General features: G+C 44.0%; 21 protein-coding genes. 9 read left to right on the forward strand and 12 right to left on the reverse strand.

The window, feature by feature from the left end; genetic code table 11:
- Window positions 1-181: 181 nt before the first annotated feature.
- On the reverse strand, window positions 182-1,600 hold the full coding sequence (locus C9I89_RS21655; RefSeq protein ID WP_107285407.1) for an MATE family efflux transporter: 1,419 nt from the start codon (window positions 1,598-1,600) through the stop codon (window positions 182-184).
- A 126-nt stretch (window positions 1,601-1,726) separates the two neighbouring features.
- Here C9I89_RS21655 and C9I89_RS21660 point away from each other — a divergent pair, with 126 nt between their 5' ends.
- Window positions 1,727-2,689: a LysR family transcriptional regulator gene (locus C9I89_RS21660; RefSeq protein ID WP_107285436.1), complete on the forward strand. Its 963-nt coding sequence runs from the start codon at window positions 1,727-1,729 to the stop codon at window positions 2,687-2,689.
- A gap of 232 nt (window positions 2,690-2,921) precedes the next feature.
- Here C9I89_RS21660 and C9I89_RS21665 read toward each other — a convergent pair whose 3' ends face one another.
- Window positions 2,922-4,262, reverse strand: coding sequence for a DEAD/DEAH box helicase (locus C9I89_RS21665; protein WP_107285408.1), 1,341 nt, complete (start codon window positions 4,260-4,262; stop codon window positions 2,922-2,924).
- 229 nt (window positions 4,263-4,491) lie between these two features.
- Here C9I89_RS21665 and C9I89_RS21670 point away from each other — a divergent pair, with 229 nt between their 5' ends.
- From C9I89_RS21670 to C9I89_RS21685, 3 genes are all read left to right on the forward strand, one after another.
- A complete protein-coding gene (locus C9I89_RS21670) occupies window positions 4,492-5,085 on the forward strand; it encodes a DUF2238 domain-containing protein (RefSeq protein ID WP_107285409.1) in 594 nt (197 codons plus the stop codon).
- 124 nt (window positions 5,086-5,209) lie between these two features.
- A complete protein-coding gene (locus tag C9I89_RS21675) occupies window positions 5,210-6,136 on the forward strand; it encodes an alpha/beta fold hydrolase (RefSeq protein ID WP_107285410.1) in 927 nt (308 codons plus the stop codon).
- Between the two features lie 474 nt (window positions 6,137-6,610).
- Window positions 6,611-8,293 (forward strand): RluA family pseudouridine synthase, encoded by a 1,683-nt coding sequence (locus C9I89_RS21685; RefSeq protein ID WP_107285411.1) that lies wholly within the window; start codon window positions 6,611-6,613, stop codon window positions 8,291-8,293.
- A 440-nt stretch (window positions 8,294-8,733) separates the two neighbouring features.
- Here C9I89_RS21685 and C9I89_RS21690 read toward each other — a convergent pair whose 3' ends face one another.
- A complete protein-coding gene (locus tag C9I89_RS21690; protein ID WP_107285412.1) occupies window positions 8,734-9,024 on the reverse strand; it encodes a hypothetical protein in 291 nt (96 codons plus the stop codon).
- Between the two features lie 288 nt (window positions 9,025-9,312).
- On the reverse strand, window positions 9,313-9,510 hold the full coding sequence (locus C9I89_RS21695; RefSeq protein WP_107285413.1) for a hypothetical protein: 198 nt from the start codon (window positions 9,508-9,510) through the stop codon (window positions 9,313-9,315).
- Between the two features lie 165 nt (window positions 9,511-9,675).
- On the opposite strand from C9I89_RS21695, the gene C9I89_RS21700 reads away from it, so the two are divergent.
- From C9I89_RS21700 to C9I89_RS21720, 5 genes are read left to right on the forward strand one after another with little or no spacing between them, the layout of a single operon-like run.
- Complete coding sequence (locus tag C9I89_RS21700; protein ID WP_107285414.1) at window positions 9,676-10,515, forward strand: site-specific integrase; 840 nt, start codon at window positions 9,676-9,678, stop codon at window positions 10,513-10,515.
- 22 nt (window positions 10,516-10,537) lie between these two features.
- Window positions 10,538-10,945 (forward strand): site-specific integrase, encoded by a 408-nt coding sequence (locus C9I89_RS21705; RefSeq protein WP_107285415.1) that lies wholly within the window; start codon window positions 10,538-10,540, stop codon window positions 10,943-10,945.
- Complete coding sequence (locus tag C9I89_RS21710) at window positions 10,938-12,620, forward strand: hypothetical protein (protein WP_107285416.1); 1,683 nt, start codon at window positions 10,938-10,940, stop codon at window positions 12,618-12,620. The genes C9I89_RS21705 and C9I89_RS21710 overlap by 8 nt, the downstream gene beginning before the upstream one ends.
- Window positions 12,610-14,901 (forward strand): hypothetical protein, encoded by a 2,292-nt coding sequence (locus C9I89_RS21715; protein WP_107285417.1) that lies wholly within the window; start codon window positions 12,610-12,612, stop codon window positions 14,899-14,901. Before C9I89_RS21710 ends, C9I89_RS21715 begins: the two co-directional genes overlap by 11 nt.
- 3 nt (window positions 14,902-14,904) lie before the next feature.
- Window positions 14,905-15,306: a hypothetical protein gene (locus C9I89_RS21720; protein WP_107285418.1), complete on the forward strand. Its 402-nt coding sequence runs from the start codon at window positions 14,905-14,907 to the stop codon at window positions 15,304-15,306.
- Between the two features lie 465 nt (window positions 15,307-15,771).
- On the opposite strand, the gene C9I89_RS21725 is transcribed toward C9I89_RS21720, so the two are convergent.
- The 8 genes from C9I89_RS21725 to C9I89_RS21765 form a co-directional block, all read right to left on the reverse strand.
- Window positions 15,772-16,095, reverse strand: coding sequence for a DUF6572 domain-containing protein (locus C9I89_RS21725; protein WP_107285419.1), 324 nt, complete (start codon window positions 16,093-16,095; stop codon window positions 15,772-15,774).
- Between the two features lie 109 nt (window positions 16,096-16,204).
- Entirely contained in the window at window positions 16,205-16,666 is a 462-nt protein-coding gene (locus tag C9I89_RS21730) for a hypothetical protein (RefSeq protein ID WP_107285420.1), read from the reverse strand.
- A gap of 480 nt (window positions 16,667-17,146) precedes the next feature.
- Window positions 17,147-17,539, reverse strand: coding sequence for an SMI1/KNR4 family protein (locus C9I89_RS21740; RefSeq protein ID WP_107285422.1), 393 nt, complete (start codon window positions 17,537-17,539; stop codon window positions 17,147-17,149).
- A 93-nt stretch (window positions 17,540-17,632) separates the two neighbouring features.
- Entirely contained in the window at window positions 17,633-18,064 is a 432-nt protein-coding gene (locus C9I89_RS21745; protein WP_107285423.1) for a hypothetical protein, read from the reverse strand.
- Window positions 18,065-18,756: 692 nt separating this feature from the next.
- Window positions 18,757-19,140 (reverse strand): SMI1/KNR4 family protein, encoded by a 384-nt coding sequence (locus tag C9I89_RS21750; protein WP_107285424.1) that lies wholly within the window; start codon window positions 19,138-19,140, stop codon window positions 18,757-18,759.
- Window positions 19,141-19,185: 45 nt separating this feature from the next.
- The gene (locus tag C9I89_RS21755) at window positions 19,186-19,530 is read right to left on the reverse strand and encodes a hypothetical protein (RefSeq protein ID WP_107285425.1); all 345 of its coding nucleotides are present in this window, start codon (window positions 19,528-19,530) and stop codon (window positions 19,186-19,188) included.
- A gap of 151 nt (window positions 19,531-19,681) precedes the next feature.
- A complete protein-coding gene (locus tag C9I89_RS21760) occupies window positions 19,682-19,978 on the reverse strand; it encodes a hypothetical protein (protein WP_107285426.1) in 297 nt (98 codons plus the stop codon).
- A gap of 86 nt (window positions 19,979-20,064) precedes the next feature.
- Complete coding sequence (locus C9I89_RS21765) at window positions 20,065-20,388, reverse strand: hypothetical protein (protein ID WP_107285427.1); 324 nt, start codon at window positions 20,386-20,388, stop codon at window positions 20,065-20,067.
- Window positions 20,389-20,964 lie beyond the last annotated feature (576 nt).

A 20,964-nucleotide genomic window follows, 5' to 3' on the forward strand; every position in this document is an offset into this window, starting at 1 on the left:
CTTCCTTCAGACCCCACCGTTAGCCAGTGACGCCCTTGCCATTCGGATTGTCTTCCCCTTAGCCGGGGTGACTCCACTATCTTTCAAGTGAACGGGTTTGCCAGCTTTGCTGGGCAAACAAAAAAGCCAGAATCAATTTCTGGCTTTATCTTTTTTTAAATTGGATGAACTAGCTGAAAACTTATACCACTAAGGCTTGGGCTTCAATATCGCGTGCTTTACCTTCTGTACCAATATTCATACTCCCATTAGCGATAGAGGCCTGACTGACATCGCGTTCGAACTTAGCGATATGCTTGAACAATAAGAGAACTAACATCACCCCCGTTGCCGCCAGTCCAATCCCCATGCCGGCCCATACGCCTTCCAACCCCATCAGCTTCATCAGTAACCATGCAGCAGGCAAACCAATCAACCAGTAACCAACCACAGTCGAAATCGTTGGCCCTATCACGACTTTCATACCACGCAATACGCTAATTGCCGTCAGCTGCCATGCATCCACCACAAAGCACATAGCAACCATGATCATGACGCCTGGCAATGCGCTCACCAATTCTTGTGCCAGAACATCGCCTTCAATACTAAACACCTCAGTCAGAAACTCTGGCCAGATACTGAGCAACAAACCAATGACCGCACTGGTTGCCGTGACAACAAAAAGCCCTTGTTTGGCATATTGACGGACCATGTCAGGCTCTTTGCTACCCACATGCTGACTCACCAGAATCGATGCTGCCTGCGAAAAGCCAAAGGCGATGTTCCAGGAAAGGTTCAGGCACTGCATAGCAATCTGATGAATTGCCAGCGATACCGCACCTAATGTTCCCGCCAGTAAGGCGCCGCCAGAAAACAGCGCATGCTCCAGCAAGGTGGCAATCATGATTGGCACCCCAATTGCTAACAACGGCTTTATCGCGCCCAGTTTATACTCATGCAAGCCTGAAAATGGCGTATATTGACGGTAGCGCGGGTGACGGAAGACCCAGTAGCCATAAGCCAGCATCATGATCAGCGATGCCAGTGACGTCCCATAGCCTAGGCCTGCGATCCCCATGTTCATGGTGAAGGCAAATAGATAGCTAATCGGCACGTTCAGTATCACAGTAGCCAGTGACATGATCATAATGGAACGTGCATCGCCAAATGCACTTACCAGACTTCGCAATACCAGCAAGATCAATGTCGGCAGCATTGACCATTTCAATGCATTTAAGTAATCCATCGCCAACGCCACAGCTTGCGGATCCTGCTCCGCCTTCAGTAACCAGCCTTCTAGCATAAAAAATACCGGTTGTAAGACGATCGTCAGCATAAGGGCCAGTAAGATCCCGCCTTTTAAAGCCGTTCTGATCTCGCTATCGCCTAGCTCTTTTTGATGCATCCGCTTGCCATATGCAATGGCAATAAGATTTGCGACACAACCAACGGTACTGCCCGCAATAATAAAGACAAAAGAGTAAACCGATGCACCAAGACCGCCTCCGCCGATTGCCAAAATACTTAATTGCGCCATCATCCAGACATCAGTAAAGACCAGTAGTTGCGCAACCAGTTGGGAAATAATGAGCGGAACAGCCAGGCTGAGCAGTTTTTTCATAGTGATCCAATTATGCAGATTAATATTATTGTTATGTGTTTAATGTTAATGCATAAGGATTGCTTTTCAAACGACTTTTATGGCACTTTGGCATTCCAAAAACTCATACAAGAGAAGTCAGGAATTATGGCTACACGACACGCTTTGTTACCGTCATCATTGAATGGACTTCGCGTCTTTGAAGCAGCAGCAAGACATCTCAGTTTTACGCTTGCAGCACAAGAACTGAATGTGACCCAAAGTGCAGTTAGCCGCCAGATCCGTCAACTGGAAGAGAGCCTTGGTTTTGCGCTGTTTATTCGCCAACACCGGGCATTGATCTTAACCGATGAGGGCAAAGAAATAGCCCTCTTGCTGACCCGGCAATTCAGTGAGTTAAACGGCACTATTCGCCAGCTAAAAAATCAAGATAGCCATACATTGCGTTTGAAAGTCGTGATGAGTTTTGCCGTGCGCTGGCTGATCCCCCGGTTGCATTCCTTCAAAGAACAGAACCCTGATCTGGATATTGTGATCTCTTCCACCATCAGCCATAGCGATGATGAACTTAATTTAGATGTCGATGATTACGATATTGCCATTTTCGGTCAGCTGACGCAGCCTAAGGCAAAATATCAAAACAACTTTTTGCGCAAAGAATACCTGGCACCGGTTTATTCCACATTGCTTACCAAAGGTGATGCTTCGCTGACTGTCGATGAACTGCTGACATATCCTCGTCTTCATCCCACGCCGGATCGTTCTGACTGGCGCGAGTGGCTGAAAAGAAATAACAAACACCAGCTGAATAATGATACCGGCCTGACCTTTGACACCCTGGACATGGCTTTGACATCTTGCCTCGCCGGACAAGGGGCTACGATCACCGATTTAATGCTGGTGGTTAATGAACTCAAACAAGGCTACCTGAAGTTGCCCGAATCCGTCAAAGTCATTGGTAGTCCATGGAATTACTACTATTATTGCAATAGCAAAGGTGACAAGGTCACTAACTTTATCTCATGGTTAGTCAATAAGTTAGACGAAGAAATGGCACAGTTGCTCGAACTTGCCGATCAGAATAACTGGAAAATGGAATCGGATGAATAGTGGCCACGGCCGTCGTAATGATGAGGTTATTACGGCGGGAATGTTCGTAATTAGAACAAATCCGCAAAAGTGACAATGTCACCATAATAGGTATCGGTAATGCATTTTCGGCGGTTTTCTGGCAATGTTTAGGTACTTCAAATACTAAAAAGGGTGCTTAATAAGCACCCTTTCATTCCTGATCGTGAAGCGATAATTGCAGCCCTTCGCTTTACAATGAAGAGTCCATCAATTAATCGCCGCTATTAACGTCGACGTTACGCTTCTTTTTCGGCATGAAGACATTATCACCCACTGCCACGTTTTCATAAAAACGCTTATCCGTTTTTTTCTTCGCACTTGATGCGGATGCTTTCTTCGGAGCAGAAGGTTTCTTATCTGTCGCTTTCTTCTTAACAAATTTCTTCTTCGGCGCAGGTTTCAGACCTTTGAACTTACCTTCCAAACCTTCAATGGTAGAAAACGTAATTTCTTGCTGCAGATAAGCCTCTACACTTTTGAAGCTCTTCCAGTCTTTAGGACCGACAAAAGAAATTGCATCACCTTTATTACCGGCGCGACCTGTGCGACCAATTCGGTGTACATATTCTTCAGCATGCTTTGGCATATCGAAGTTAATAACATGCGATACATTGTCAAGATCCAGACCACGAGAAGCAATATCTGTTGTTACCAGGATCTTGTGACAAACACGCTCGAACTGGCTCATGATACTGTTGCGCTGCGATTGGTTTAAGTTACCACTCAGAGCAACAGCTTTCAGCTTACGTTCGTTCAGCTCTTTGGTCAGGCGATCAGTATCTGCACGGGTTGCAGTAAAGATGATCACCTGCTTGTAATCTTCGGTTTCCAGCACTTTATCCAGTAGCGCTTGTTTGTGATCCAAGTGATCACAAAGAACAAAGCGCTGAGTAATATCAGTGTGTTCTTCGTTAGAGTAACCAATCGAAATACGCTTTGGTGTATCCAGCATATCAGATGAGATATCAATAACTTCTTCATGATCTAATGTTGCAGAGAACATTAGCGTCTGACGGCGACGGTGGTTAGCCGCTTCGTGAATACGACGTAACTGGGCTTCAAAACCCAGATCAAGCATACGGTCCGCTTCATCAAGAATAAGCATTTCCAGGCCGTCAAGGTGAGTACTGCGATGCTCAAGGTGATCTGCCAGACGCCCGGGTGTTGCAACCACGAACATTGGATCTTTACGGAATTCTTTAACCTGATCATTGAAGTTTTCACCACCAACAATCAAAGCTCCGTCATACGGTGTACCCGCATTCAAGGTGCGTAGCTGAGCAAAAACCTGTTTTGCCAACTCACGTGTTGGCGTTAAAATAAGAACTCGTGGGTCGCGGCGTGTAAACGGCTTACTACGGTACATGCGCTGCATCGCTGGCAGCAAAAATGCCAGAGTTTTACCAGAGCCCGTTTTCGACGAGGCAAGCACATCTTTACCCATAATAGCCACAGGGACGGCGGTTCGTTGAATTTCAGTTGCTCGATCAAACCCCAGGTGTGTCAATTTCTTAAGAAGGCGTGGGTCTAATCCAAGATCTTTAAAATGCAAAATGATGCTCCGGTAAAAACGCTCTGATTCAGAGTTTACAAATCCCGCGTGACCAAACTCACACCAGGATGAAAAATGTTAGCGGCGGATTATAACACAAATCTTTCGATGAACATCTAATATCATCATTATTAAACAAGTAATCATGACAATTGCACACCGTCCAATTGTGTGTTTTAATCAATCCGTAACTTATTAAAATATCACCCGTACAGTTAAAGGTGCGATAATGCTTAAACACCACCAGCCCCATTTATTCGCCATTACATTTAGTGTGATCTTCATTGCTTTAGGTATTGATCCCGTGTTCCGTGAAGTCTGGGTGGCCGAAGTCATCCCGGTTGTCATCATCTTTGCTTTCTTAGTAGTCAGTTTCCGCTCATTCCGCTTTAGTAACCTTGCTTATGCTTTAATGTTTTGCTGGCTGGTCGGGCACACCATCGGGGCACATTACACTTTCGCCAATGTGCCCTTTGAATGGTTTAGCGATTTAACCAACTCTGACCGAAACCATTTTGACCGACTGGCTCACTTTTCTATCGGTTTCTATGCCTTCCCTATTGCGGAATGGCTGGTACGTAAAGGTCACTGTAAACCTGTTATCGCTGCCCTATTTGGGCTGTTTGCTATTATGGCTGTTGCAGCAGCTTATGAAATTATCGAATGGTGGTATGCCGTAATTGCCGGTGGCGAAGCCGGCATTGAGTTCTTGGGCTCGCAGGGTGATATCTGGGATGCGCAAAAAGACATGCTGGCAGATACATTGGGAGCGGTATTAAGTCTGGCTCTGTTCTTTATCCATAAACCTTATCGTATCGATTAGATGCCAATGATAAGCACTATGCCCAAAGGCCGTTAATCAACGGCCTTCTTACTTGAACCACAATTTTTACCCTATAATAAAAAACCTCGTAGAATAACATTCTCTCTCTGAACCGGAATCTCCTATGCCAACACCAAAGATATACCGTCACATTATCATGCTTCTTGTGATGATTTTTGCCTTATCTGGCTGTGAACTCGTCAACTGGAAAGCACAGCAAGATAAAGATGAGCTAGTTGATGTTGGTTACTCTGAACGATTTTTACCACTAAAAGAAGGAGGTACATTAAAGTATTGGGTTGGTGGAAAAGGCGAACCGCTGCTGTTACTACACGGTTTTGGTGGCACGGCCATCTCAACCTGGAAAAAAGAGATGCTTGCCCTAAATCAGAACTACATGGTGATTGCTCCTGATCTGGCATGGTTTGGCGATTCATACAGTAACGGACAACCTAACCTGACCACCCAGACAGAAGCCATCTGGCAGCTAGTGGACCATTTAAATATCGACAAAGTGAACGTCGCGGGGATCTCATACGGAGGCTTTGTCACCTATAACATGATGACCACACCTGAACGTATTAGTAAGTCGATCATCATTGCCAGCCCTGGCCCACTATTCTCTGATCGAGATCTTACCGTTCTTTGCCAACGAGCAGACGTCGATGAACCCGAAGATCTTTTTGTACCCAAAAATAGTGATCAAGTAAGACGATTATTCGACCATGTGTTCTATGAAAAGAAACACATGCCCGATTTTATCGCCGATCAGATCTACCAGAATTATTTTGCGCCTTGGCAAACGGAGAAAGAGGCACTCATCAAGACGCTGTCCAATGAGCGCGAACGTATTGCTCAACACTCGCCGAGCCAATTGCCACCAAGCATGATTATCTGGGGGGACAGTGACCAAATTTTCCCGCTAAAAAACGGTATCAAACTAAGCCAATACTTAGAAGTGCCTGTTGTGGTCATCCCGCAAACGGGCCATGGTGTTACCAATGAGCAACCAACAGTCGTAGTAGATTTAATTAGAGCATTTATAATTTAAATCAATTAATTACATTTGTTTCTTAAACTTATTAGACATGGGCGGCATCACTGGTTACTCTACAGCCGTCAGTGCACTTAGTTGCTCATTGGCATTTCTTATGATGTAACAAGGATGTCAGCCCACACTATGACTACATTTATCAACAGCAGTCAGCTTAAATCTTCAAATTATGCCTATATCGAACTTAGCGAAAAGACACTTCAAAAACAGTTAGCCTTACTCTTCCCTTTCGCCGGTATGATATGTGCGGTTATTGCCTTCACCTACTTGGTCTCTAACGTTTCGTCTTCTTTCACTTTTTATGCCATGGCAGGCATGTGTCTTTGCTACTCACTCACTATTATTAATCGATATAAGATTAATTCCCCATTGCTTAGTGATATCTCCATTTTGAAAGGTTAAAATCCCCCACCTTAAGCACCCATGAAGCTTTATTTTTCGTGGCTAACGTTCATCACAATAGATCAGAATATGCACTCCCAAGAAAATTGTTTTACCCCATTTAAAGAATCAATTGATGCGTATAGCTTACCAGAGCAGTTTACTTTCCCTTTCTATTATGAACCCCACCCGCTGTGTCTGTTGGCGGCAAAAGAGCTACAACACCATATTGAGACACAGACGCAATGGCAGCATAATTTTGGTCTTACGGGTAATACAGATACAGCGATCGGTAAGATGTTCGGTGTATTGCTGGTACAAAAAAAGTGCGGTGAAATTGGCTATTTATCGGCTTTCTCAGGAAAAATTGCTGATAAAAACCTGATCCCTAAATTCGTTCCGCCAGTCTTTGATATGTTGACTGAAGACAGCTTCTTTCTTGCGGAACAATCAGAAATCAATGCAATAAACAACCAACTGCAAAGCTTACAAACAAATCCAAAAATCGCCGAATTCAAAATGGTATTGGCCGAAGAAAAAGAAGCGGCTCGAGTGCAGATTGAATCACACCGAGAGACGATGATTGAAGGGCGAAAAGTTAGAAAGGCACAAAGAGAATCGGGGGCGAACGAACTCAGCCCGGCTGATTTTTTACAGCTTAAAGCGCAGCTAAGTACGGAAAGCATTAAAGAAAAATACCAGCTAAGAGACTTAAAACTATACTGGGATGAACAAATTAAGACAGCTCAGCAAAACCTTCTTCAGCTGACTAATGAGCTCGATTTACTAAGAAGTCAACGCAAAGCGCTCTCGGCCTCTTTGCAGCAGAAATTATTTGAACAGTATCGATTCCTAAACACCGATGGTGTCGAGAAAAACTTAAATGATATTTTCAACGACATCCCTGACCATACCCCGCCCGCGGGATCTGGAGAGTGCGCTGCACCAAAATTACTCCACTACGCTTTTAAATGGGGAATGAAGCCGTTAGCTATGGCTGAATTCTGGTGGGGAGCAGCCCCTAAATCAGAGATCAGACAACACAAAAATTTCTATCCGGCATGTAAAAGTAAATGCCAGCCAATTTTAGGTCATATGCTGAAAGGCATCGCGATGGATGAGAACCCGTTATTGGCCAACCCTGCTGAAGGAAAAACTATCGACATTGTTTATCAAGATGATGACATGGTTGTGGTGAATAAACCCGCAGAGTTTCTATCCGTACCGGGAAAAACGATTGAAGATTCGGTCTATCTGCGGATGAAACAACGCTTTCCCGAAGCGACTGGCCCTTTAATCGTACATAGGCTCGACATGTCTACCTCGGGCTTAATGGTAATAGCGTTGACCAAGCGAGCAAATAAAAGTTTACAGAAGCAATTTATTAGTCGTACCGTACAAAAACGCTACGTTGCCTTAATCGACGGCGTATTAGAGCAAGACGAAGGCATTATAAACTTGCCAATGCGCGGGGATTTAGACGACAGACCACGCCAGTTAGTTTGCTACGAACATGGCAAGCCCGCCGAAACAACATGGCAAGTCGTCGAGCGAAGCAACACACAGACGAAAGTGTATTTGCATCCCAAAACAGGACGCACACATCAACTTCGTGTCCACTGTGCGCATTCGCTAGGGCTGAACATGCCCATTTCAGGTGACGACCTTTACGGTCATAAAGCCAGTCGCTTACATCTGCATGCAGAATCGTTAACATTGGAACACCCCATCACTCACGAACCAATGCGGTTCCAAGTTGAAGCCGAGTTTTAAGATGGTTTGTTTATTTCCTCGAATCGCTAAGTATCAACACCGAGGAGATCAAAAAATCCGCTACAGATCAAAAACATAAGCTAAATTAGCAATGCGGCTCAATTTTTGGGCCGCATGTATAAGTGCCTGACATAAAGTGTCAAGCATTGAACTTGCCAGGCACATTGAATTCCATACCAAACCTGCCGAGTGCAATGTCTCAACTTGATTGCCTGTATGGCTAAAATACATCGATTCATTTAATTTTCGCACGCCACAGTAGAACCACATTTGTGACCTTTAGATAATCATATAAAAGAAAAATTATAGATTTAATTCAACGAATTGGATTATGCGACTTAGAACTCAACAGCTAAAATTAAGGTGCGATTTACCTTAAAGCGAACATTGCAAACTCGAAACCTAATAATGGCTGGATGATTTATGAAAGACCATATTAATTAAGAGTTTTTATCTGGCTGATTCATTCCAAGTGATTCGCCGTGAACAATCACCTGGTAATCTTCTTCGTCAGGGTCACCTTCAGGTTTCAATTTTTTCTCAAACGTTACCGCCTCTAGGTAATCTAACAGTGCGTTGACTTGCCCACTTATAACAATGTGCTCTGGTGTTTCCATATCGAAGGCTGGAATTTGTTCATGCTCATACCAAAATACAGCATATTCTCTGCTGCATAACCCTTTGTTGACCATGAACGTTAATACCCTTTCGCGATTTTCAGCACGATGCATACACACCTCCATTGATGAGACCTATAATGTAATAATAGTTGCAATTAGAGGGGATCTGTACATTCCTGCTGAATGTATAGGTGCGAGAAAACGAGAGAGTCATCACCTAATACAGAATAATAAAAGCCATAACGCCAGTAATAATGCATGCCACGTCAAATCAACCAAGTGAACACCTAACTTACAAAGCGAATTGAACGCCATAGCGGAAGGAAACCACATATTGATCAAAAAAAACAGGCTAAGTATATGCCTAACCTGCTTTTCCACCTCACATTGAGACAGTCATTAGCATGCGATCACTAACATTTCAAAATCGTTGATTGTCAACTCATGCTCGCGAGAAAAATCACCGAGATGAGCGGCGAAAATATCAATCTGAGAGAATCCCAGAGTTTTAAGCAACCAGTTGATTTCAACAGGCATGTACCAACGCTCGTTAGTATGTAGGATCTTTTCTTTTCCATCATCGTCGACTGCTGTCATTTCGGCAGTTTCACGGATTTAGCATATACTTTAATGTGTAAAGCATTCATATCTCAAAATCTGACTATGTATTAGTCAGATACAATAAACATGCTTCACAAATATTTGTAATGTGTATCAATACTATTACTAAGGTATTCGCATAATCTTTTTTGTAAAGATCCTATGATTATCAATGTTAAACAATATCGGTTCAATGGGCGTTCATTTGTCAGTCTTGTAGACAGTGATTGCTGTCCGGTCTGCCCGTATGCTGTGAACTACATTAATGTCCGTTTGAGCGGTAAGGCGTTCAATACACGAGTTACATATTCTCATGAGCTGAAGTTCGTTCTAACCTACTTTTCCTATTTGCCTGAGCCCATCGACTTGGTTCAGCGAGTGGCGACTGGGCGCTTTTTGAATCGGGGGGAACTCAACGCATTTGTCAGTGCAGCGAGGTTCAAAAACGAAAGCGAACTGAGCAATATCGTTAGTATCAAACACTTCTCCGATAAGACACTGGAAAACGCAATTCATGCAACCTACGTATCATCCTCTAGTGTAAAAGCTGCCACAGCCCAGAAGCGCATCGGACGATTAAGGGAATTTCTGGAATACCTTTATGATCAATTGCATTCCGACTTTGCAGTGCTAGAAGAAGTTGCACAGCGTTCCAGACAGCTAGATACAGCGCTAAGAGACGCACAGCGCAATATCACAGATTTCGACGACGCTTGTGTGGCCTTCACTGAGTCAGTCATTCCAGATGAAGTATTCTTCAGGTTGCTTAAAATCATCCAGCCCGAGTCTCCAAATAATCCATTCAAGCATTCTAAACGCCGTAACCATCTGATTTTATCTATTTTCATTCACACTGGACTAAGACGCGGTGCGGTCGCAAAACTGAAAATAGAGCACTGTAAGTTCTGGGGAAGCTTTGATGAAATCGCTGTTACCCGTAAGCCCAGACGACAAATCAGATCCGCGCCGTTTTCGTCCCAGCCAGAAAACCAAAGCGCATAAATCCTATGTACCTGCGGAATTAATGCGTCAGCTGAAAACCTACATTGAGACGATACGGGCAGGTTTTCCGGCAGCAAAAACACATGAAATGGTGTTCGTCTCGGAAATGGACACCCAGGGAACCGAAGGCCAACCCTTTTCTCTCAGTTCTTTTGATGCGTTGTTTGCAACACTCTCCAACGCGTTGAGCTTCAAAATCCATCCTCACCTGCTGCGCCACAAATGGAACGAGCTATTTACCGAGGCAGCAGAAGACCAAGGGCTAAGTAGCGACGAACTGGATAAGTTGCGCAAGTACGCAATGGGCTGGTCACGAAACTCAACCATGGGCCAGCTCTACAACGAATTTAAAGACGCAGAAGCGGTGCGTGAACTCCAAAGAGCCCGCCAGGAACGGATTGTAACCGCAGGAGACGAAGGACATGAGTGAGGCTCCTATTGGAGTGCGTAGCACAGCACAACTGGCCCCCCTTAAACAGCGCTTTGGCAAGGATGCAAAGTTCGTTTCGAAAGACGGATTCCCGTTTAATGCATTTGATGAATACTGGCAACTTAACGCCGTTGGAATAAACGGACAAGGCATTGACACAAAATGGATTCTGGAATCGGGATACGATGAAGCATTGCACATCGATATCCGCTTTGCTTTGGCGGATATGGCACAAAAACTGGCATTTATTACTGTCTATGGCACTAATTCAGTACTGAGAAAATTGCAACTTGTTGACTACTCTCTTCCCACTGTTAGAAGCTTTTGGGTTGCCGGAAAACCGGCTGACAAAATGAGACTTAAATCATTTGTTTATCAACTTAATATTCTTAATCCGAGACGTTACAGCGAGGTCTTTCACTGGACCCTACACTCCAAGATCAAGAAAGGTAAGCTTAATATTTATGATCCTGAGAAAGGCGCGCTTAGTGACATCGAGAACCAATCGTTTGACATCGCGCTGAATCACCATATCAGAGAGTTCATAGAGCGTGGCTTTGGTCCGGCTGACGTCCTTACCAACAGATTGCATACGGCGGGCAATCTGACATCGTTTGGGCATTTAATCGCTGTGCGACTGCTTCAGGTTTTGGTCAGGCGTCCAGCCAACCTCGTTCAGCTTAAATGGTGCGACATCATTCCTGTTGGTGCGAGCTTCAATGACATCAACATTTCCAACGAATACGCCTTCAGTGATGAGCATGAATTGCAGGTTCGAATGTGGAAAGCCAAGCAAAAGAACACGTTCAGGCAAGCAGTTGAACGTGAACCGCTTTTACTATGCAGTTCGGTATCCAAAGAAGTGCTGACTTATCGACAGGAGTACCAACGCTGTCTGAATGTGCGCCTCGAAGCTATCGGTCTCCAACTGACAGATAATGAAGTCTGCGAGTTGATGGCTCGTAGCCCCCTGTTCTTTAGCGCGCCTCTATTTACAACCCTTTTATCCAACAAAGCAGAATTGTTTAAAGCCTTGGGACGTAACAGCCAGGCATTTCACACATCATCTACATCATTGGGTAGCAGTATCAGAAATGCCACCCAAAAACTTGAGATTGTCAGCGATCGTGTTGCATCGGGAATGGTGAAAATAAACAATACCAGGATTCGACATACGGTTGGAACCAATGGTGCCCGAGAAGGCTTGCCGTTGACTCAGATTGCCAAGCTCCTGGGAAATAACCCTGAGTCTGCAAAAGCCTATCTCGACATGAGCAATGAGCAGCGCGCATCTATTGATGACAAGTTTGCAGGCAACGCCTTTCTGGTCCAGGCATTTTCGAAAAGCGTGACACAGTTGCTTACCGCTCCTGAGTTTGTTATCGAGGACGAATTTGGCCATGAGGCCGGACAGGTAAAATCGCAGCGAACCTGCCACAACTGCGCCGAGACCCGACCAATAGGCTGTTACGGCTGCGATAACTTTCAGGCACTGGTGACCGGAGACCATCGGGCTCTCCTTGAGCAGGCCCAGACTAAGCTCCAAATCCGAGTGGATATCGGAGAGCCGCCTAACTCACTGCAACGTCTGAAGACCCAGATCCAATATATTCAGGCCACGATAGTAATCTGCGATGAAATCATAACCAGAGGGAGCGCACTGAATGCTCAATAGGTATCAGGCTGCATTGGATGAACATATCAAAGCGCAGCAGCAGGTGAAGTTGGAAAACATCACAAACCAGGACGGCGAACACGCATCATGGGATGATTGGGTATGGATAGTCACCAAGAATGACGGTACCCACAACAAACTATTTTTTCTCGACCCAAACAAAGTAAAAAGACCGATACTTCACCCTCGCAAGCCATACAGCAGAGAGCAGCATCTGCCTGAGTTATTGCAGCACATTGCCATGTGTTATGCGATTGAGTTGTTAACAATGGAACTCTCAAAATCCCATATCGAGAACAGGTTCATAAGTGCCAGATACAGTCTGTGTTACTTTGGCAACGCTCTGACACGCATAACACAAAACCACCTCGATGACATGTATGAGCAAAATATGGGCGTTAGATGGCTGGAGCGCTCTCGACTATTTATCAAATGGCTTCAAAAGAACGGGGGCATTTCTTCAACAATTAAGGCCCCTAGACAAGGCAGAAAAGAAAGAGGTGACGTTTACTCATTCGATTCAGCTCTGGACAGAGAGCAAAGCAAAATGCCAGATGAGCGTGCATTACGTGCGCTGGCTGCTATTGCTAATGATGTTTTACCCAAGGCTGACCAGGTGGCCGCTATCGACATTCATGCATCTCAACACGCAAGTTTTGTCGCCAGTATGGCAACGATCGCAATGGCTTCTCCAAACCGCGTGGCATCCGAACAACTGGCTCTGGCCAAACAACGCCTTAAATCGAGAATCGCCACCCGTATTGAAAATGGTGAAGAAGTCACCAAAACTGTGTATTGGCTCGATTGGTCAGGCTCCAAGGGCTACAAAGATAACGACAATCACATCTTAGCCAGCATGAAGGTACCGGTCACCCGTGCTATGGAATACCTGCGAGTTGCCTGTGAGCCCGCCAGGGTTTTGTGCCGTTTTTACGAAAATTCAACCCTGCCACTTCGACAATTACTTGGTGAATTCACTTCAGAGAAGGTTAAAGATTTTGATGAAAATGGGTGCGTAAACCTTTTTCAACTCGGATATATCCTCGGCTTTTACGACGGCAGTGAAGGAGTTGCTCAGTTATGGTTGCCTGACGAGTCCTCTAGGGCGCTTTCGAAGCACCACAAACACGTCAGCCAGCTCTGTGAAAGGGATGTACTGAGGCTCAACAGAACAAATTTGGCTGCGTTAATGGGTATTTCAGAAAAAAAAGTTGCCATGGTCAGAGAGCTACTGGGCGAGAAACCCACGGTCGCTGAACTACAGTGGAACTGGATCTCGTACATCAAACGATCCGTTGCAACCTTCCCGTACCGGATTTCTGCATCAAATAAGGTGAAGCTTTCGAATGCACTCTGTTGCTTTACAGGCAAACAACTTGGTGTCTATTCAAAAAGAACAGGCCATTTTTTCGGTGGTAGCTTCTTTGCTATTGAAAGTGCTAATTTGGGGCGTCAGCTATACAACAAGCTATCTGGGACTAGCGGTGGTATATCAATATTCAAAGACTTTGGTTTCAGCCCGGATATCAGAATCCGGCCTCATCAGTTTCGCCACTGGCTGAACACCAAAGCGCAGGAAAGTGGCTTATCTGACGAAGTCATTGCGATGTGGAGTGGCAGAACCTTAGTACAGCAAAATGCTGTGTACGATCACACCAAGGATTCAGCCAAAGTAGCCCGGATCTCCGATATATTTGCCATTACCGATGATGTTAAAAAGGAGATCCGCGTCATCTCCTTGCAAGAGTACCAGCAGGCCACCAGAAAAGCCGCCAGCGTGACCGCCACAGGTTTCTGCACCCAAAAGCTGTCAGTCAACCCCTGCTCGTACCTGAATGATTTTGTAGCGCAATGCGTATTATGCCCGTCGAGCTGTCATGTTAATCGGGACCAGAAAGCGATTGATATCCTAGGTAAAGATCTGTCGGTACAGCAATTACGTTTGAATCAGATCAAAGGCAGTGAGCGCCTCGATACCAATACGCGTCTGCAAAACTGGTTTGTTACTCATTACAGCAACACGGCTATTCTGGAGCAGTTGATAGTCCTTATGAAGCGTGAAGATATCAGGCAGGGATCTCCGATCCGATATGTCGCCGATTCAGGTGTGTTTCGTGTCACAGATACGGTCAATCGCCGCGTTGGTGAAATCAGGGCCGCACTGCCAGACGCCAGAGCAGCACTTAAAAAGCACATTTCGGATAAGATAAAGCCGGAACGAGCGCCCGCGAACAGGGCGCTTGAAGATCTGCTTTCTAAGTTCAGTTTGACCCAGGAGTAAGTTATGGCAGCATTGTCTCTTACCTCAAAACAGCAGCGTGACATTGAAAAACTGATCCGTAAATGGCGATCGAAACTCACCTGGACACTGTTGGTCGAGGCTGTTCGGGCGGAGTTGGGTATCAACACGACCCGGCAAACGCTCTGTACTTACACAGCCATAAAAAATGAGTACGACCTGAAAAAGAACGAGCTACGCGGCGCGACATCTGCGATTATTCAAAATATAACCAAATCGGATATCGAGTTGGCGAAACAAGTGGAGGATCTTAAAGCGGAAGTCGCAGTTCTGGATCGACAGAACTCAGAACAGCTCCGAATGATTGAACGCATCTTTGCAAACGCTGCCGACATCCCTAACTTGGACCTGAATCAGTTGGTTAAGCCCCGGAGTGAAGAGCGATGAATGACTCAATAAAAGCAGCTTCTCAATCGGGCCATGGTGCAACACTCCATCTTGGGACCGAAGATAGCGTGTTGCGTTGTTCCATTGAATCCACAACCAAAAACGGATGTCGGCTGACAATATAGTTTGATCACTTACAATAAAGTTTGATCGTTTATTCACCTTTTCTATCACGCAATAGGACGCCTTAGACTTCTGACTCGAGACGCGATGCTTCAATCATGATGCTGTGCTCGCTATCGGAAAAAAGCGAGCATCACGTTACTCCAGCGAGGCATTCACTGAATGCAAAAATGGCGACAGTTTATGCACTGTCGATATTATCGTCTATGTAGGTTTTGGACAAAACTAAGTTAGGTTAATTACTTTATTGAACTGCGTTCGGATAAATTGGTGTATGGAAAAAGTTTCATGCTTGTTCAACACTCAGATAAAGTGTCGGCTGCGCGACACTTTCCTTATTTGTTAGTTGCAATCTCTGACTTCATATACCAGCACAAAGCCCGCACTTTGGATAATACCCGATGCCAAATTTAGGAACTTGAATGCTTCTTGATTAGGGGGGTACTTGGAAACTAGTTTAATCTCGATATTTTTTTCCAATGCATCGGGATACTGCTCATAGATTTCGCCGGACTCTACAAACGCTAAGTAGGTGTTAAGCTTATCTTGCAATAACAATAGCTTTTCATTTTTGGCATCCCACTCCAAGTGGTCAGAAATAACCAATGAAGTCTTATTTTCATTAGTGCTAATAATATCAATTTTATCAAGCTGCTCTATTGTCACGAAACTTCCTTATACAACTAACGCTTCAAACTCCGACTTGGTGACGTGGCGGCTTTTTTGCACACGCCAAAAAGGTGACAGCTTTGCCAAGTCCGCGTGCTTTGACTTGTTAAGCATAGTTTTCCTCAATCATCCTACGAAGTGACTTACTACCGGGTTCTTCCCCCCACTCTTTGAGTAGATAGTCATTACAAGAATCCCAATCTGCTTGAACAAGATCATTTGAAAAAGGCTTGCCGCCATATGATGCAACACCTTCAAAGCCAGTGACAATTTTAGCAATGAGTGAAAGAGCAACCGACTGATCAGAGCATGGCCTTGTGGCAAGCAGATAGTTTGCTCGAATCTCGTCAAAATCATCTTGTGCATCTACTTCACTGCCATTTTTCAGCAATACGATGTGTAAGATAGATTCAGATTGCCATACTTCATTGCTGGTTGCGGGAAAATTATATACATCATAGTGGAGCTTTGCCCCCAACTCTCTGAATATTCGATTTCCTTTCCCGGCAGCCATGAGCTCTGGTAACAGAATCACTATTTCTTTTTCTTCGTGTAATTCTCCCCACATGGGGCGATCTCTCCTTGATGCTTAACGCCCGCAGCACGGGCAAAATTGGAGCTCACCGGAAATTGTGTCCCAGTGACTGCGCTTGTTATGATTTTACGTTAGGTATACATAGGTAATTAACCAAAACATTAATCCTACATAAGCAATCAGTGTAAATATGAAAAACCTACGTCGTTTAGTACGCTCTTGGGTAGGGATATATAACCCCTTTAAACCTGTTATTGGCAAGAACAGCAAATATTCCAGCCAGTTTTTAACAAACATCAGCGAAAGAAGTACCAGCAAGTACGGACGAATAGGATCACTCTGATGTGGAAAATTATAAGCGACCATACCCCCAACCAAACCTAGTACCACAAGAATGACCCACTTCAGAAATTGAGTACCTATGAACATCGCTTACCTGAAACATAACACCGCCAGCAAGAGCTGCCAAACCAGAGCGAAGCGGCGGTGTTGTAGTCCCTCTGGCTGACCTTGTTATAGTTTTTCGATGCCATTGAATGATCCCACTAACTCTTGAAGCTCGCCTGTTTCATGAAGCCAAATGAATACTGTGTTATTAAACTGCCCCAATTCTTTAATAAACACCATTTGATCGCCCAGCCCATTGCCTGCAATTGCCAATGCTTCTTCAGGGAAATTACCAAATCCTTTGCAAGACTCAGTTTCGTTAATGATGTTGTTGCAAGTGCGAGACAGCCTTTTTCTATCAGAAGAATCCTTAATTGGGTAGAACTCCCAATCATCTTCTGCGGTAGAAGCTTCCCCGCCATTATCTAGCTTCATTGCTTCGCGGTATTCGTGAGGCAATTTTGTTCCTAGCTCTTTTTCAGTTAGGACTAGTTGTTCTTCTGACAAGTTAAATGGCACTTAACTCTCCTTAGCTATAACGCCCAAGTCATGGGTAGACAGGATTGGGACGCTTGCGCCCGGGTCAGGCTGTCCCAAAGCATTTTTTTTAACCTAGTTTTTGCTCTCTAAAAGCCGCCATGTACCATCAGAAGTCAACTGAATCATCATGTTATAGCCTTCAAATCTGGTATCTTTAGTTGGTTTTTCTATCGGGTACTTTTTCGCATGAATGCCCGCATATTTTAGCTGCATTTTCTCGACTAGCGGTTTGAACTGTGGCCAGATAAGCTCAGCGCGCTTACGTAAAGTTTCTCTATCTAGAGTATCAGTTCGGTAGTTCAGTATTAAAACCCAAGCCTCAGTACCCGTTGCGTATATCTTAGCCATTCCTTCGAGTTCAACGATTTCTCCAGAGCTAAGTGTTAGCGGAGTTGTCTTTTCTCGAAAGCCAAGCCCCATCACGTTCTGTTTGGTATCTGCGAATGCTATAGAACAGTTCAGAGCTATTAGGGCTATCGCTACAAGTTGACTTAATTTCTTCATCTACACTCCGTTGAGGTTAACGCCTGTGAGAAGTTAACAATGTATTAGGATCCATGCTCGTTCTCACTCAACTACCGCGCTGGTTGCTTCCGAATACTATAATAATAAAAACAAGTATTTTCAATAAGTTAAGCAACCAAAACGTACAAGTAAGTATTCAATGGATTTGGAACAGTAAGCATTTTGATTTAACGAAATCTCGAGTGCACCAAGTATTATAACCAAACCCATTTATTATCAGATAGATAGGATTAGGTGTGCTGTGCTAAACAACCAATACTTGTTTCGTTAATTCCGAGAAAGAAGCAGAAAATCAATGCACTTTAATTATGCGCCAAGCGCCACCCGAATTACCTACCAAGACAGCATTCTTATTGAATAGCTTCTGACGATTTTAAGTTGAGGCCATTACTAACTTGGCATGAGAGAAAGTATGGAAAATCGGCTGGCTCGATCTGCTGCTGAGTAATTACGTTAACCCAGAAAGGGGCAGAATTGTGCCAAAGAAGTTATCTGGCAGAAGTTATCTGGCACGAACCTGGACAGAAGCTTGTTAGTGCTTTTGGTCTAACTGGTAAGGTTCGGATTAAAGAATGTATGGGTAAAGGTAAAGCATTTATCACATGCCGAGGCTGGCGGTATTTTGTTTTCAAAAATGGTGACAACTTTACGCGGTCACGTGGAAAAACATGTTAACTGCCTTCGCTAAGTAGCATTTCTACAAATTCGGTAAATGAATTCGCAATTGGTCTGCCAAAATTAGCATTATAGACAGCTCCGGTGTCCGGACGTATGTAGATTACTCCATCTATGTCATTTGCAAAGACTTCGAGAAAACCATACCGAAAGTGTTCCATATTTTTGTTTTGACTATAAAGATCTAACACTTCATCATCCGGATGAATACCATAAATCGGGTCGCCAAAAACTTCTGCATAGTTAAGCTCGAATAGATATTCTGTGAAATCTTTTGGGATTGAGATAGTTAGTCGTGCTTCCAAATCAGATACACGCTTCTTTTCAACGCCATTCCCAAGTTCTTCCGAGTGTTCTTTTAAATTTTCAACTAGGCTCATACATTCTCCGAGCAGTTAACGCTTAAGCAACTTGTTTATCTTTTTTCAAAGCTCTACGCACACTAACCTTGGTCTCGGCTCGTAATAAACAAGGAAGTCTCTTGAATCGCAAGGCTCAGAAAAGTAAATACGAATTACCTTTTGTCCTGACCACGTTTGAAATGATATTTGTGAAATACGCTCTTTATAAACGCGGAAAACTTCCTGACCTTTAACGACTAGCTTCACCGTTACGCTACCCTGACCCATTGGAGAGTGCGTGAAAACTAAGTATTCATCGTGACCATAACTTTTGATAAATGAAAACAGCCCTTCATCATGGTCATACTCTTGAGAGTAGCCGAAGCCTCTTATGAAAAATTCCTCTTCCTCTGGAACTTCATAGTTCAATGGCCGAACTCCTTTTACACATAACGCTCTGTTAAGTAGCAAAAAAATTGTACCACCTAACCTAATTTGACCTGCTTACACCAAAAAAACAAGCAGAACCCAAGATGCCATGTGTTTTTTGTCTGCTTTAACAGTTTTTATGCCTGAGCTATCAGAAATATTTCGAATCTACAATAAGCTGCGCTTCAAGTGACTCAAGATCATCAAACTCTTTAAATAGAGGGTAAGGCTGGCACTCTTCTTTACCAGACCACGTCATATGGACTACAGCAAAACCAGATTTCGTGGCTACCAACACATCATCTCTATCTTCTCTTTTCGCCAAGAGCTTTACGACTTTACCTGATAATTGATGCTGCCATGAAATTTCAGACATTAGCTCCGTAAGTAAATTCTGAGCGTGTTGATCCGGATACTCATCAATAGAAATCCATGGTTCTTTGTACATTTTTACCTCATAAGGCATAACGCCCGCGTAATGGGCTGGTTTGGAACGCCAGCACAAAACTAGCCCCAATTAACGCGATTGTTAGTTTACTCTTCAACCTCATCTGGGGTTTTCTCGACAGTCCACTTTTCACCAACCGCGCTACGCCATGCATGATAGCCCGGCTCAATCTTAGCAATTTCAAATACAGTTGGATCAATTTTAGTGATCTCTTCTAAGCTGATTAATTTTGCATCTTCCATTATGTATTCAATGTTACTTAAAAATTGCCAGCCATCATCTTCTTTATCGTGATAGACAACCTGTATTGGACTTTCACCCTCGATGATTTGCCTAATAGTAAACACCGCGCAATTTTTAGGTTGATCGAACGGCCATTCGACTTCTTTTTTCTTAAATATTCCGAACATTCATCGATCCTATTATGGAAACTAACAGTGTATTACCAAGAATTCCGTATATGTCCGATCCGATACTTGGTTCAACAAAGCACTCTTAGATGACTTTTTACGTAATTTTAGTAACTTACCACCAGTTTAGTGGGCTTTCAATGAGCTGTATCCCTGTTGAAAGCAAGAATTGATTTAACGAGACCGTTCGTAGAGTTTATCTGACAATTCACTTATAACTGTATATACATGTAGTTATAAGTAAGGCCACCTGAATTGTCGTGAATATCCTCCATGAGACTGTTGTCAACGCGCATGATATTGCCGCATTAGTAAAAATGTTCCGAATAGGTAGGCAAGAATGTATACCGATATTGAAACGTAAATTGCTTTGGGGCAAAAGTGAGTCAGAGCAATCGACCTCGTATCTGCAATCGAGCTCGTACCACATGGCTATTCATCATCACTCGTTGAACCAGTTCCACTGATTTTGTTCGTAACTGGGGAATGCAAGCTAAATCAGGGCCTTATCAACAGATAAATAGTGCATAGAGCCGAAGGCACTATGCCCATTAACGAGTTAAGTTGCACTTACTG

It is taken from the genome of Photobacterium lipolyticum, assembly GCF_003026475.1.
GTDB classification, from domain to species: domain Bacteria; phylum Pseudomonadota; class Gammaproteobacteria; order Enterobacterales; family Vibrionaceae; genus Photobacterium; species Photobacterium lipolyticum.

Bases quoted from the DNA above. Each gene is read 5' to 3' on its own strand.
- C9I89_RS21670 (WP_107285409.1), top strand. From the start codon at position 4,492: ATGCTTAAACACCACCAGCCCCATTTATTCGCCATTACATTTAGTGTG.
- C9I89_RS21655 (WP_107285407.1), bottom strand. From the start codon at position 1,600: ATGAAAAAACTGCTCAGCCTGGCTGTTCCGCTCATTATTTCCCAACTG.
- C9I89_RS21700 (WP_107285414.1), top strand. From the start codon at position 9,676: ATGATTATCAATGTTAAACAATATCGGTTCAATGGGCGTTCATTTGTC.
- C9I89_RS21675 (WP_107285410.1), top strand. From the start codon at position 5,210: ATGCCAACACCAAAGATATACCGTCACATTATCATGCTTCTTGTGATG.
- C9I89_RS21705 (WP_107285415.1), top strand. From the start codon at position 10,538: ATGCGTCAGCTGAAAACCTACATTGAGACGATACGGGCAGGTTTTCCG.
- C9I89_RS21765 (WP_107285427.1), bottom strand. From the start codon at position 20,388: ATGTTCGGAATATTTAAGAAAAAAGAAGTCGAATGGCCGTTCGATCAA.
- C9I89_RS21710 (WP_107285416.1), top strand. From the start codon at position 10,938: ATGAGTGAGGCTCCTATTGGAGTGCGTAGCACAGCACAACTGGCCCCC.
- C9I89_RS21695 (WP_107285413.1), bottom strand. From the start codon at position 9,510: ATGACAGCAGTCGACGATGATGGAAAAGAAAAGATCCTACATACTAAC.
- C9I89_RS21720 (WP_107285418.1), top strand. From the start codon at position 14,905: ATGGCAGCATTGTCTCTTACCTCAAAACAGCAGCGTGACATTGAAAAA.
- C9I89_RS21660 (WP_107285436.1), top strand. From the start codon at position 1,727: ATGGCTACACGACACGCTTTGTTACCGTCATCATTGAATGGACTTCGC.
- C9I89_RS21690 (WP_107285412.1), bottom strand. From the start codon at position 9,024: ATGCATCGTGCTGAAAATCGCGAAAGGGTATTAACGTTCATGGTCAAC.
- C9I89_RS21730 (WP_107285420.1), bottom strand. From the start codon at position 16,666: ATGTGGGGAGAATTACACGAAGAAAAAGAAATAGTGATTCTGTTACCA.
- C9I89_RS21685 (WP_107285411.1), top strand. From the start codon at position 6,611: ATGCACTCCCAAGAAAATTGTTTTACCCCATTTAAAGAATCAATTGAT.
- C9I89_RS21760 (WP_107285426.1), bottom strand. From the start codon at position 19,978: ATGTACAAAGAACCATGGATTTCTATTGATGAGTATCCGGATCAACAC.
- C9I89_RS21715 (WP_107285417.1), top strand. From the start codon at position 12,610: ATGCTCAATAGGTATCAGGCTGCATTGGATGAACATATCAAAGCGCAG.
- C9I89_RS21750 (WP_107285424.1), bottom strand. From the start codon at position 19,140: ATGAGCCTAGTTGAAAATTTAAAAGAACACTCGGAAGAACTTGGGAAT.
- C9I89_RS21745 (WP_107285423.1), bottom strand. From the start codon at position 18,064: ATGAAGAAATTAAGTCAACTTGTAGCGATAGCCCTAATAGCTCTGAAC.